The organism is Kordiimonas aestuarii, from assembly GCF_025574465.1.
In the GTDB taxonomy this organism is placed as follows: domain Bacteria; phylum Pseudomonadota; class Alphaproteobacteria; order Sphingomonadales; family Kordiimonadaceae; genus Kordiimonas; species Kordiimonas aestuarii.
Genome location: NZ_JAOBPP010000019.1, coordinates 157989 through 171182, shown reverse-complemented (window position 1 = coordinate 171182; position 13194 = coordinate 157989). Strand labels below are relative to the sequence as shown.

8 protein-coding genes and 1 other RNA gene are annotated in these 13194 nt (G+C 58.5%); 4 read left to right on the top strand and 5 right to left on the bottom strand.

All coding sequences use genetic code 11. From position 1 onward, the window contains the following. Window positions 1-24: 24 nt before the first annotated feature. Window positions 25-1206: a cation:proton antiporter gene (locus OEU85_RS08195; protein WP_262690988.1), complete on the top strand. Its 1182-nt coding sequence runs from the start codon at window positions 25-27 to the stop codon at window positions 1204-1206. 22 nt (window positions 1207-1228) lie between these two features. Here OEU85_RS08195 and OEU85_RS08190 read toward each other — a convergent pair whose 3' ends face one another. The 4 genes from OEU85_RS08190 to rnpB form a co-directional block, all read right to left on the bottom strand. Continuing rightward, complete coding sequence (locus tag OEU85_RS08190) at window positions 1229-2527, bottom strand: hypothetical protein (RefSeq protein WP_262690987.1); 1299 nt, start codon at window positions 2525-2527, stop codon at window positions 1229-1231. 63 nt (window positions 2528-2590) lie between these two features. Continuing rightward, entirely contained in the window at window positions 2591-5071 is a 2481-nt protein-coding gene (locus OEU85_RS08185) for a zinc-dependent metalloprotease (RefSeq protein ID WP_262690986.1), read from the bottom strand. Window positions 5072-5163: 92 nt separating this feature from the next. Next, the gene (locus OEU85_RS08180; RefSeq protein WP_262690985.1) at window positions 5164-6972 is read right to left on the bottom strand and encodes a DUF885 domain-containing protein; all 1809 of its coding nucleotides are present in this window, start codon (window positions 6970-6972) and stop codon (window positions 5164-5166) included. 131 nt (window positions 6973-7103) lie between these two features. Next, window positions 7104-7482, bottom strand: an RNA gene (gene rnpB / locus OEU85_RS08175) — RNase P RNA component class A. Between the two features lie 113 nt (window positions 7483-7595). Between rnpB and OEU85_RS08170 the strand changes: the two genes are divergently transcribed. Beyond that, entirely contained in the window at window positions 7596-7817 is a 222-nt protein-coding gene (locus tag OEU85_RS08170; RefSeq protein WP_262690984.1) for a hypothetical protein, read from the top strand. Between the two features lie 65 nt (window positions 7818-7882). Here OEU85_RS08170 and OEU85_RS08165 read toward each other — a convergent pair whose 3' ends face one another. Then, window positions 7883-8548, bottom strand: coding sequence for a TetR/AcrR family transcriptional regulator (locus tag OEU85_RS08165; protein ID WP_262690983.1), 666 nt, complete (start codon window positions 8546-8548; stop codon window positions 7883-7885). 303 nt (window positions 8549-8851) lie between these two features. Here OEU85_RS08165 and OEU85_RS08160 point away from each other — a divergent pair, with 303 nt between their 5' ends. Then, window positions 8852-9979 carry an efflux RND transporter periplasmic adaptor subunit gene (locus OEU85_RS08160; protein WP_262690982.1) on the top strand — a complete coding sequence of 376 codons (1128 nt, stop codon included), beginning with the start codon at window positions 8852-8854 and terminating at the stop codon, window positions 9977-9979. An 11-nt stretch (window positions 9980-9990) separates the two neighbouring features. Further along, window positions 9991-13146: an efflux RND transporter permease subunit gene (locus OEU85_RS08155; protein WP_262690981.1), complete on the top strand. Its 3156-nt coding sequence runs from the start codon at window positions 9991-9993 to the stop codon at window positions 13144-13146. Window positions 13147-13194 lie beyond the last annotated feature (48 nt).

Here is a 13194-nt window from a genome sequence, read left to right as displayed (position 1 = left end):
CCGCGTTGGATTAGGGAGGGCACTGTGGCCGGACTATTGATCGTTGCACTCATCACGCTCGCTGTAACCATGGTTGCGAAGCGCCTGTCTTCAACCATCATCACCGTGCCGATGATTTTCATCGGCCTTGGTGCCGGGCTTTCCTATACCGGGCTCTTCCCGCTTGACGGGGCCCGGGAGGGCCTGCACATCGTTGCCGAACTTGCCCTGATCATCCTGCTGTTTCTTGACGCCGCGAAGGTAAACCTGTCTGAACTGGTGCGCGAACGCACCGTGCCCATGCGTATGCTGTTGATCGGCTTGCCGCTGGCAATTCTTCTGGGGACCGTCGCCGCATGGGCCCTGCTGCCAGGCTGGTCTATATTTGCCATTGCGCTTGTTGCTGCCATCCTTGCCCCCACGGATGCGGCCCTTGGCCAGCCCGTCATCACCGACCCCACCGTGCCGGAAATGGAACGCCAGAGCATTTCCGTTGAAAGCGGCCTCAATGACGGCCTCGCGCTGCCCTCTGTGCTGTTGTTCGCCAGCCTTGCCGCCGCAACAGGCGATGGGGACAGCCAGAACTGGCCACTGTTCATCGCATCCCAGCTTACCCTTGGCCCCCTCATCGGGGTGGTGCTTGGCTATCTGGGCGGCAAAGCATTTGTATACGCTGACACCAGGGGTTTGAGCACAGGCACCCATGAAGGCGTTGGCGCGCTGGCGCTCGCGGGCGGCGCCTACATCGCAGCAACCCTTGTTGACGGAAACGGATTTATCGCCGCTTTTGTGGCCGGACTTGCCTTTGGCCACATCGTCAAGGGCCGCTGCGACTTTATCTATGAATTCACCGAAAGCGAGGGCCAACTCCTGAGCTGGGGCGCGTTTTTCCTGCTTGGCCTGATCCTGGTGCCGGAAGCGGTCAGCCAACTGGACGGCCCTACCCTCACGCTTATTCTCCTCAGCCTTTTTGTCATTCGTCCACTGGCTATCTGGCTATCGCTCGCGGGAACGGGGCTCGCACCGGTGACCAAGCTGTTCTTCGGCTGGTTTGGCCCGCGCGGCCTCGCCACCGCGCTGTTTGCCCTGATTATCGTTGAGCGCACCGACCCCGAATATGCCGACAAGGTGTTGATGATCGCCATCAACGCGGTGTGGATCAGTGCTCTGCTGCACGGCCTGAGCGCGGCACCGGGCGCGCGCTGGTATGGCCGCAAACACGAATAAAATCACCCTGCTGCCTCCACCGCTATTTCTTTTGGTGAAAGATCGGCGGAGACGGTACGACCGTCATGTCCGGCCATGCCAACGTCATGAGCGCCAAGCCTATCTGGTCAATATGCCACAGCCGTTTCCCGGCCGGGACACCGTCCCTGAAACCCGCTGCGATGTAACCCGCAAGGCTTTTGATCGCTTCTGCAGGTGGATGATGAAATACGGAGCGACCGGCATGAAAATTCTTCCACAAAATGGCTTGGTAATTTTCACCGTCATAGACGGGTCTATGCAGGGCGGTCGTGCCGGGCTTAATCGCGTGCAAAAGTTCTGGCTGAAAGCATGCCTCCCCATCGATATCAGACACTACAACAAACCCGTAGCGCTCAATCCAATGGGGCAGATGGAGGAATCTGGAAGCTGCAGAATACCAGGCCTCCGCAGGTCCGCGATACGGGATGGCTTCACTACTGGCATTTAGCTGCACTCCGGTCTCTTCAGCCAGTGATTTCAGCTCCGCCGCCCGGGCGCGGAACCCGACAAGATGAAGATGTACACGCGCCTGCGGTTCACACGCCGCACATGACGCCAAAAACCGCCGCGCATATTTATGATAATACCGAGCATTCGCATGCACGGTGATCACAGGCCCCCGCGGCGAGAAGGCAAAGCCTTTAAAATATACCTCGGGCGCGGGTACGTCCGTCTGCATTTCACGGAACGTCTGAAGCGAACATAATAACCGTGCGGGCTCAAGAAACGGGGCCAGCGGTAGTTGAAGTTCGCTGGCCGCAAGGGCAAGAGCTTCAGCAAATGCTGCTGGCTGGTGCGTCAACTGTTCGGCGTCATAAAGTTTGTGAGCAAACGCCAGAAGCGCAGGTGAAACCTGCCAGTAGATGAAAAGCGAAGGGCTTGACCTGCCTTCTACCCTGAGCATGGCATGGAAGATTAACCCCGCAAGCACGTCGCGGTATTGTACAGGGGGGAAGGCATCTGGCTCCGTCTCACGGCATAGCTCCAGAAACGCCTGACCTCGCAGCGAAAAGGCCGCTGCCACCAACAGCTCGAACTTCAGTTGCGGTGTGTCGGCCCCTGCCATCAGGTGAAATAAGTCACGCTTGCTTGGCTTTAACTTGAGACCAATGCGATAGGCCGCCACATATGCTCGGGCTGAAAGTTTGGCCGGCGTCAGCTTTTCCAGCCTCAGGCTTGCCTCGGCTTCGCGATATTTCCACGCCTGGAAATGAGTGTACGCCTGAAATGCACTCGCAGGCGAAAGTCTGGCAGCCATTTCCCCATACAGTTTTTCAAGATAGGTGATGTGATTGTTCATACCGCTGAAATCTGGGCCCGAAGCGTAGAACCGAGGCCCGAAGGCCCCGGCCATACATTAATATCAATCAAGCTCGTCGCAATGCCAGCAAGCTTCGCCCAACTCACTACCGATGGGGCTTCCCGGAGGCACAGTCGCAGCCGCCGGCGCGTTTATCGCTGGCGTGCGAGCACGCGCCAATGCATCGTCAATGCGGGCGGTCAGAGCTGATGCAAAAGCACCATATGAACGGCGCAATTTCTCAGCCCGGGCCTTCACATCCGCCAGCGCAACCCTGCTGTCCTGCCGGACAGCAACCGGCACATCCTCACCCAGAACAAGGCCAATAAGCCGTTCAGCGTAAAGATTTGCCACCAGCTCACGTAGGCCAGCACGGGTTTTGTTCTCATCTTTGCTGAACGCCATCACCTTGTCCGTCGCCACGCGCAGCACAGTCGCAAGCCCGGGGTATCCGTCATTCGCATCGCCCTGCGTGGCAACACGAGCAAGCCGGGCAGGATTGAGTAACGCATCAAAACTGAGGGAGGCTGCGCTAGCCGCTGCTGCCATGTGGTCAAACATTGGCCGGCTGGTATTATCAAACACTTCCCGCCCGAATTGCGGGTCACCATCCGAATACCCAAGCGGCGATAAGGTGGCGAGCACGTCGCCTTTTACATCCAGCGCCGCTGGTGACACGGTTTCCAGAAGCAGCGACAGTGCTTTTTCCTGCCGCTCCCACGGCACCACAGCGGGTGCCGGGCGGCCATCTCCCTCGTGCCGGTAGACAAAATCCATGCCGCCAAGGCTTTTGGCTGCGGCCGCGAGCTGGTAACGATGATAAAGATACAGCGGCACAAATTTGCTCTGCAGCGCTGTCACGTTTTCACCGTCCCGCAGGTTGTCCATGCCAAAGCGGTCAAGTGCGATACGCCGCACCTTCATCGTATTCGCCAGGCTGGCAAGCGGGTCAGCGCCTGTGTCCCACACGGCGCCGCGCGCATGGCCGCTACTGATGCTGCGGCTGTCGGGGTCGGAAACAAACAGATGGCCATAGTCATCCGCCTCTCGGATCAGGGCTGCCTGTGCCGCCGCTTCAGGCATGTCGCCGTAGTCGCCGTACAGGAATCTGGCCGTCCATTTGTCCCACGTGCCGATGCCAACGCCGTAGGCATGGGAGAAATCAAGCGTGCCATCCTCGTTTGCCCGCACGTCAGGGGCGGGGTAGTCCATCACACTTGCGCGGTCATCATAGGTGCTGGCGCCCATATTATGCGCGAAACCAAGAGCATGGCCCACCTCATGCGCCGCAAGCTGGCGGATCCGCGAAAGCGCAAGCTCCACCGGATCATCCGCAGCCCCCGTGCCGGTTTTCGAAGCTCCCGAAAGCGCCTCAAATATCTTGATATCCTGCCGCACGCGCAGGCTGCCGAGCAGCACAACGCCGCGCAGCACTTCGCCCGTACGCGGGTCTGCAACCGCGGCACCATAGGACCAGCCGCGGGTGGCGCGGTGCACCCAGTTCACCACATTATAGCGCGCATCAAGCGGATGCACGCCTTCGGGCAAAATCTCAGCCTTGTAGCCCCCGGGGTAGCCCGCTGCGGCAAAGGCATCCGCCCACCAGTTCGCGCCTTCCTGAAGCGCGCTTCTGATCGGCTCGGGCGCGCCATTGTCGATATAGAAGATGATCGGATTGATGACGTTGCCGCTCTCGTCCTTCTCCAGCCGGAACCGGCGCGCGAGGCGCACAACCGTGTCGCCCGCGAGCGGTGCGGACATATCCACATAGGTCATGCCGATAAGGGCCGCCCGGTCGTCATAAAGGCGGGTCTCATAACCTGCGTCCGGCAGCTTGATCAGCGTTGTGTGCGCAATAAGCGTCACCGCTTCGGGGATTGGTGTGGTCTGGCGCACTTCGCGGCCCGGCTTGTCGGACGCGAAGGTCACATAGGCATCAAACTCCCCGTTTTCGGGGAACATGAAAGCGGCCTTGGTGTCAACGAGGGAGTGGTCTTTCACCAGCGAAAAGCTACCTTCGCCCACCGCCTTCAGCCGGGCGCCCACGCCCACAGCGTCACGGGTAAGAAACGGGGAAAAATCAACAAGCAGGCGACCCGTGCCCTCATCTTCTTCCATGATATCGCCGGACCAGATGATCGACTGCGCGAAGCTGGTTTCCACCGCGCGCTTTTCGGCCGTATTATCGGTTGTCGCGCGGAAATTATGGTTCTCCACCATCGCAACCACCTTGCCCCCCATACGCCGGAAAGAGATGATCTCACCGCCGGCGGGCACGCTGCGGTCAAGCCCGACCGGGTTCGAACCAAGGCCGCCCGTCAGGTACGCCGCATAGATATAGCGGCCCGCGATGCCGTTCTCGTCCGGCTTGTCGAGCGCGAGCAGCACCCGCGCTTTAGCGTGATCCACATAGGTATCCACCAGGCCGCCCTTGAACTCCAGCCCCTTGGTGGCCTCGGCGAAGTCAGCTTGCGCGCCAAGGCTCAAAGCTACCGATGCCGCGCCGACCAAAAGCCCCCGCGAGAAAAATTTTTTGAAAGTCATACGCTGTCCCCTCTTGTCTGACTGGACGGAACTTTAGCGCATGAAATGAGAAAAGAAAGGGCGCTGATGTCGCGCCCTTGTCTCTGTCTGAATTATTTGGCCAGCGCCTCAGGCACAAACTGTTCCATCACCGCCTTGTGCATCAGGCTGGGCGGCAACAGGCCTTGCGAGAGGATGAAATCGTGGAAGTCCTTCTGCACAAACTTGTCGCGCAGCTTCAGTTCCACTTCCGCCCGCAGCGCCATAAGCCTGGAGTAACCATAATAATAGGCGGTCGCCTGCCCTGGCATGCGGTACGTGTAGCGTTCGATCTCGTCCTGTGCCCAACCTTCGTCGATCATCACGTCCTCGATGAGCAGGCGTTTCGCATCTGCAGGCGTGATGAGGCCAAGGTTGAGCATGGGATCAAGGAAGGCGCGCGCTGCCCGCACCAGCCGGTTCTGGAGCGAGATAAGCTGGCCGTCAAGCGGCATATAGGGCTTGGAGATCGCTTCGGCGTAAAGCGCCCAGCCTTCCACATTCACACTGTTGAAAGCATAAAGCTGACGCGCGAGCGACACACCCTGATCAAGCATAGCTGAGAACTGCATCTCATGCCCCGGCCGGGCTTCATGCGCGGCAAGTGTCCATGTGGAGGCCTTGTAGGTATCATCCGTCGTCTGCCACGTGCCGTCCCCGTTCTTTTTCACAAGCGGAAGGCGGAAGGTCGGGTAGATTTTCTCATCCCCGCCCACGAAACGTGGCGGCTGCACATTGGGCGCGGGGTTGGCGGCAGTCTCAGCCTCGTCCATGATGCGGATCTGCGCGTCACGCACGGGCACGCTGATGATTGCATGCTTGCGGGCGATATCCTCAAGGTCCGCGATGGTTTTCGCGTAATAGGCTTCAAGTTCGTCGCCCGGGATACCTTCTTCCTTGAGATACCTGATCACGCTTTTATAGTCTGTCTCTGCATAGCCTTTCTCGGCGGCGACGAGCGGTGCAAGCGCTTCCATCTCGAACTTGATCGACGCATAGCCAAGCGACGCCATCTGGATCAGGGTTTCGGGCGTCACACCCTCAAGCCCCCATTTGGCGAGGTCGTTTTCGTAGAGGGGGCGCGGCAGGCGAGCCTCCGACCGAGCGCGCGGTACAATCTCGCCCCGCACAAACTCACCATAGGCTGTGAGCTGGGCTTTCAATTTCTCAAGCGGCTCCTGCCAACCGGTAAGTCCGGCGCCTTCAAAAAGCGGTGCAAGCCCTTCGATAAACACAGGCAGGTGCTCGAGGTCCTGCTCCACCTCGTCCTTGAACGGGCCAGCCAGCCCCTCCACGGCAAAGCTTTCGCGGGAGCGCGCTGTCGCAAGCTCGGTGATCGGCTGATAGCCCTCCTCAAGCCCGGCGTATTTCCGCAGGCGCACCACCGCGCTTTCGTGTCGGCTGGCGTCGCTGCCCGAGCCCAGAAGCGCCTGGAAACCGCTGTAGATGTCCTGCGGCACGTTGTTGTAGGTGAGCAGGTTGGCTTTTGTGAGCGCATTGGTTTTGACATCCCGCTCGAGCGAGGCAATCATGATGTCGATATCCTGCACCAGCGCCGGGTCTTTTTCCTGCGTGCGCGCGGCCTTTAATTCCGAGATCAGTTTTTTCGCATCCGCGGTGTAGCGTTCCAGCACCTTTGGCTGCACGTCCATCACTTCAGTGTCAGCAGCGGCGACGCCGATCATGGAAGCATACTCAGGCGCGTATTTCGCCATGAGGCCCAGAAGTTTCGCCGAATAGGCGTTGGATTTCTCGATCCACGACTGGCTGGCATCAACCTCGGCATTCGCGGCATGGGCTCCTTGCGTGAGCGGCACAAGCGCAGTCCCGAGCGCGAGCGAAAGCGCGAGGCCTGTGGTCAAAAGGGGTTTTCTGATGTTCATCTTCACTGTCCTTGTTACTGTTCTTTTTAATTGCATGCCAGCTTGAGAAGCCAACACCGCAAATCTATTGCAACGGACACAAAGAAGATCAATAAAAATTATTGTAAAACAGAAATTTTTACCAAAGATAAAAGCGCAGATGGCCTGTAAGCCGGGTTCTGTCCCTGCAAGCAGGGGATGACCATTCCTCTAGGCCCTGTGTTGCCACAGGGCTCCAGCAACCTACCACGACGGAGGCGCAGAAACCCGCCCTGCCATCAAAGGCAACCGTCCATTTGGTTTTGCTCCCGGTGGGGTTTACCGTGCCATCGCTGTTACCAGCGACGCGGTGCGCTCTTACCGCACCCTTTCATCCTTACCATGCTCGCATGGCGGTTTGCTTTCTGTGGCACTTTCCCTGAGGTCGCCCTCGCCGGCCATTAACCGGCACCGTGTTTCCGTGGAGCCCGGACTTTCCTCCCCCGCCCGATCACCGAGGCGTCGGGCGGCGGCGGCCATCCGGCCATCTGCGGCGCCTTTATGCTCATGGTTGCCACCCTGCGTCAAGGCTGTTGAAACGCGATAGAAAATGGGGCACAGTCCGGCCATGCCGCGTATTGAGATATAGTCCCCGAGGAAGAAAAATGAAAAAACTGTTCGCGATTGCCGCCCTGATGTCCCTGTCCGCCTGTAGTATTTTCGAAAGCAAGGGCGACGAGATTATCTTTGATAAAACACTCGGCCCGGCAACCGAAACGCAGGTAGCCAACCTGCCGAACAACCTGAAGGGTGACAAGGATAACGCCCGCTATTCCGGCGAAGCACTGAAGGGCGAAGGCATGGAATCGCGAGACGGCACTGATTAGGGCGCAACACCCACCCAACAAAAAGCCGCCCCACCGGGCGGCTTTTTGCTTTTATCCAGAGTGGCTTAGGCCTTGTAAAGCTTGAGGAAACACGCAACCGCGTCCGCGGCCTGCTCCTTGACCTCGGCTTCGGTGACACTGTCCGCCATACCGATTTCGCGCATGAAATGCAGCTTGCCCTTGAGAAGCGTGATCAACTGCCCGCTGGCTTTTTCAAGATTATCGATCTTGAGTTCGCCCTTGTTTGCCCAGGTGCCAATGAACTCTTCCAGCTTCTCGTTCATCTCCTGCGGCCCGGCCTGCCAGAAGATCTGCGCCAGTTCCGGCCCCTTGCCTGCCGCCGCAACCAGCACCCGGTGCATAGCAATTGCCTGGTCGCTCAAAAGCAACCGGGCATAGGTTTCAGCCACAGCAACAAGGTCTGATTCGAGCGTATGAATTTCCACCATCTCCAGCGCGGCATCAGGGAAATATTTGGCGATGGTGATGTGGATGGCTTCCGAGAATAGCTGTTCCTTGCTGGAAAAATGGCTGTAGACCGTTTGCTTGGAAACACCGGCGCGTTTCGCCACCTCGTCCATGCTGGTGCCGTCAAATCCGTTTTCAAGGAACAGCACCGACGCCGCATCAATGATCGCTGAATTTTTCTCGCTATCCCTTGGTCGCCCACGTGTCGGGCGGTTTTCATCTGCCTGATCACTGGTCGGTAGCGCGGTGGCGGTTTCAGTCACGGTTTACCCTTTCCGTTACGCGGGGAGCGTCTTTTCTGGCGCTTTCCATACTCTTTTTATCTCAAAACTGCAAATCCACCGGACGCACAATTTCGTATTTTTTAGACTATAGGGTCTACAAATAACAAAGCCCGGGCCTTATATGCAAGTGTCTAAAAGTCTCTAAGTAAATTTTACCCTACGGAATCTTGTTTAAATAATTTATGGACTAGACAGTCCAGTTTAATATATAAGCAGGCTGACCAATGATAACGATGGCCAAGAAAAATTGATCCGGCCCAGGTTACGACAGCAGGAAACAAAATGGTTCAGAGAGCGAAATTGATAAAGCAGGTGGCCATTGTTGCCGCTGTTGGCATATTTGTCACTGTGTTGGCTGTGCGCCTGCCCGCGCAAACCGCTCCCGACAGCGGCCTGAGCCGCGCCCTTCCCGTCCGCACCACTGATGTGAAAATTGAAAATGGTTATCATGCGCGCCGCACCTTCACCGGCCGCGCGGTACCGGGACGTATGTCAAGTATGGCGTTTGAGCTTGGTGGTACAGTCGCTGGCATTAGTGTCGACCTTGGCACCCACGTTGAAGAAGGCGATGTTCTCGCGGAACTGGACACCGCGCGTCTGAACGCCCAACGCGCACAACTGCTTGCCGAGAGGGAAGAGGTCGCCGCGTCGCTTGACCTTGCCGAGCGCACATTGGCGCGCGCCAAGGAAACCTTCAACAAAGGGCATACCTCTGCACAGCGCCTTGACGAAGCGGAAGCCAATGCCATCAGCCTGCGCGCCCGGGCGAAACGCCTTGAGGCTACGGTGACCGCCCTAGATGTGGACATCGCCAAATCGAAAATAAAAGCGCCGTTTTCCGGTGTAATCACAGCGCGGCACCTGGATGAAGGCGCCGTGGTAGCCGCCGGCACCCGCCTACTGGAGCTGTCTGAGAATACCCGCATGGAAGCCCATATCGGCATGCCTCCCGAATATGCCTTTGCGGCCAGAAACGGCGCACCAATTGAACTTCGGGGTGGTCGGCGCAAACAAATTGACGGTGCCACCATCCGCTCGATCGTCCCCACAATCGAAGGCCAGACCCGCACCATGATGGTCACCTTCAACTTGCCCGAAGGCAGTGCAGATCGGGGTGAACTGATTACCGCCGTCGTCAGCGACTGGCAGGAAACCAGCGGCACCTGGCTGCCCATCCGGGCGCTATCATCCGACGTTCGCGGGTTGTGGCGCGTCTACAAAGTGGTGGAGGGCAAGGATGGCCCCCAAGTGCGCTTTGAAAACGTGCAGGTGCTTTATACCGACACCAACCGTGTGTATGTCACCGGCACCATTTCAAACGGCGACAAGGTGATCGCTGACGGGGTTGAACGCCTCGCCCCGGGTCAGCGCGTCACCGTGCTGGCCATTGACCCCGCCACGCGCAGTTAAGGAGGCCAGCCATGCAAGGTTCCCTCTATAACCACCCCCGTGTGGTGTGGCTTATCCTGCTGCTGATCGTCATAGCGGGCCTGAACAGCTTCATCAGCATGCCCAAGCTTGAAGACCCGCACATGGAAAGCCGCATTGTGCAGGTCACAACGCTTTACCCCGGCGCGGATGCGGAGCGGGTGGAAGCGGAGATCACCGAAAAGCTTGAGCGCAAGATACGCGAAGTACCTGAAGTCAAGACGGTCAGGAGTGTCTCAAACCCCGGTGTTTCGCTGATCACCATCGAGCTTGAAGACAGGGTCGACAATGCCAAACCGATCACCGCACGCCTGCGCGATAAGGTCTCCGAGGTAACGGACCTGCCCACGGGCTCCACCGCGCCTGATTTTTCCGATACCCGCATCTACGCGCACTCCGCCATTTTTTCACTGACGTGGCACGCCGACAGCCCGATCAACTATGCCATCCTCGGCCGTCACGCGCGCGAGATAGAAAGCAAAATCCGCAACTTGGGTGGCACGGATTTTGTCGATGTGATTGGCCTGCCAGAAGAAGAAATCCGCATCACCGTTGATGATGGTGAACTGGCAGCCTACGGCATGACGATGGCGGATGTCGCACAGCGTATCCGCGGCTCTGACGCGCGCGGCGCCGCCGGCGTCGTCTCTGACGGCAACAACCGCATGGTTGTCCAGGTGGCCGGCGCGCTCGACGGCCTTGCCCGTATCCGGCGCATTCCCCTTGGCCTGGATGAAAATGGCGCCAGCCTGAGGCTCGGCGATGTTGCCACCGTGGAACGCGGGTTCGAGGACCCGCCCAGTAAACTGGCTTACCTTGATGGCCATTACGGTGTCGCCATCGCCGCACGCATGTTTGAAGACAGCCGCATCGACGCCTGGTCGGAGCAACTTGGCCGCATGATGGAAGAAATGCGTGCCACCCTGCCTTCCTCTGTACATCTGGAGCGCATCTTCGACCAGCGTGATTATGCCGACGAGCGCCTGCATGGCCTGATGGGCAATCTGGCGGAAGGCGCGCTTGTCGTACTGGTCGTGCTTCTGGTTTCCCTTGGCTGGCGGGCATCGCTCGTGTCTGCGTCTATCCTGCCGCTGACGATCCTTGCCGCCCTTGCCATGACCCACATGATGGGCCTGCGTATCCAGCAGGTTCTGGTAACCGGCCTTATTGTCGCGCTCGGCATCATGGTCGACAATGCCATCGTGATCACGGATGAAATCCAGCACCTCCGGCTCCAGGGGGAACGCCGATCTGTAGCCGTAGCCAAAACGGTCAAAAAACTCTGGCTGCCGCTGATGGGGTCCACGCTGACAACTATCATCGCCTTCATGCCGCTTGTGCTGATGCCCGGCAATGCCGGTGATTTCCTGTTGGGTGTGCCCGCCGCGGTGATCGCATCCCTGATCGCGTCCTATGTCATTGCCTTTACCATTATTTCTGCCGTTGCCGGTCGGGTGGTTGAAGGCCGTAAACCTGGTGAAAATGCCGATACACCGCTTAAGCGCGTATGGTGGCGAGACGGGGCTGACGCCAAATGGCTTTCAGGCCCTTTCAAGCGCAGCCTTGAATGGTCGGTCCGTTATCCGGTGCGTTCCATGATTGCGGCAACGGCCATCCCGATCCTTGGCTTTGTGCTGGCGGGGCAATTGACCGAGCAGTTTTTCCCCACCAGTGACCGCAACCAGTTCCGGATTGAGGTTTACATGCCGGGACAGACCGCGATTGAAGAAACCCGACAGGCCGTGGAAGCAGTACAAAAGCGGCTTGAAGCCGATGAGGCCGTGCAAAGTTCGCACTGGTTTATCGGTACCCGCCCGGCAAAGTTTTATTATGCCATGGTTGCCCAGACCGATGGCCTCGTTAACGCAGGTGTCGGCGTCGTAACCGTTGATCATTTCGACCAGATCCCGCAGATGATCCCGCAGCTTCAGGAGGAGCTGACGGAAATGCTGCCGGAAGCCATCGTGCTGGTGCGCGAGTTTGGCACAGGCCCGCCGATCACTGCCCCTATTGAAGTGCGCGTGCTGGGCCCAGACCTTGCCATGCTTGAGCGCATCGGCGATGACATCCGCGCGATCCTGAGCCGCTTGCCCAATGTAACCATCACGCGCACAACACTGAAGGCGGGTCGCCCGATGGTAACGGTGGAGGCACGTGAGGATGACGTATCGGTCACCGGCTTGACGCTCAGCCAGGTTGAAAGCCAGCTTCAGGCGCTGACAACCGGTATCACTGCCACCTATCTGATTGAAGAAACGCAGCAGGTACCGGTCAAGTTGATCGCCAACAGGGCTAACTGGCAGGATCTCAATTCCATCGCCAACATGAGCCTGATAGGCACCAACACACGACTGGAGGAGGATCGCTCGTTTGCAGACGTCCCGGTCTCTGCCGTTGCGGATGTCAAACTTTCCACCAAGGTTGGAACTATCGAGCATTATAACAGCGTGCGCATGAACAAGGTGATGGCGTATCTGGAGTTTGACGTGCTGCCGGAAGTCGCCTTCCAGGCCATGCTGCGCGAACTGGATAAAGCAAACCTTGAAATCCCGCCCGGCTACAGCGTGGAATTTGGCGGCGAAAGCGAAGAACGCAATGAAGCGCTAGGCCAGCTGTTTGGCACCGTTGGCCTGCTACTGGTACTGATGCTGCTGGCAATAGTGCTGACCTTCAACAGCTTCCGCATGGCCTTCGTCACCTTTGCAGCAGCCATGCAGGCCGCAGGCCTTGGCCTCTTCTCACTGTGGTTCTTTGGCTTCCCGCTCAGCTTCGTGGTGATCTTCGGCCTGATGGGCCTTGTGGGGCTTGCCATCAACGCCGCCATCGTCATCCTGTCTGAACTCAGGGGCATGCCGGACGCTCGGGCCGGTGATCCGGACGCCGTCGTGCGCGGTGTGATGAAAACCGGGCGGCATATCCTCTCGACCACCATCACCACAGTGGGTGGCTTCACACCGCTTATCCTTGCAGGCGGTGCCTTCTGGCCCCCCTTTGCCGTAGCAATCGCGGGGGGCGCGTTCCTCTCAATGGTGGTGAGTTTCTATTATGCCCCGGCAGCCTTCCTTTGGCTGACGCGGAGAAGGCCGGTCACGGCACCCGGTGAGGGCAGTGCTAAAACCGCGCGGGACGAAGCCCTTCAAAATCAATAAAAAAGAGCCGGGGGAAACCCAGCTCTTTTTGGCGCAACACAAGGGCCG

What these genes read in the sequence shown, in the direction of transcription:
- OEU85_RS08185 (WP_262690986.1), bottom strand. Translation starts at nt 5,071, where the DNA reads ATGACTTTCAAAAAATTTTTCTCGCGGGGGCTTTTGGTCGGCGCGGCA.
- OEU85_RS08160 (WP_262690982.1), top strand. Translation starts at nt 8,852, where the DNA reads ATGGTTCAGAGAGCGAAATTGATAAAGCAGGTGGCCATTGTTGCCGCT.
- OEU85_RS08190 (WP_262690987.1), bottom strand. Translation starts at nt 2,527, where the DNA reads ATGAACAATCACATCACCTATCTTGAAAAACTGTATGGGGAAATGGCT.
- OEU85_RS08170 (WP_262690984.1), top strand. Translation starts at nt 7,596, where the DNA reads ATGAAAAAACTGTTCGCGATTGCCGCCCTGATGTCCCTGTCCGCCTGT.
- OEU85_RS08180 (WP_262690985.1), bottom strand. Translation starts at nt 6,972, where the DNA reads ATGAACATCAGAAAACCCCTTTTGACCACAGGCCTCGCGCTTTCGCTC.
- OEU85_RS08155 (WP_262690981.1), top strand. Translation starts at nt 9,991, where the DNA reads ATGCAAGGTTCCCTCTATAACCACCCCCGTGTGGTGTGGCTTATCCTG.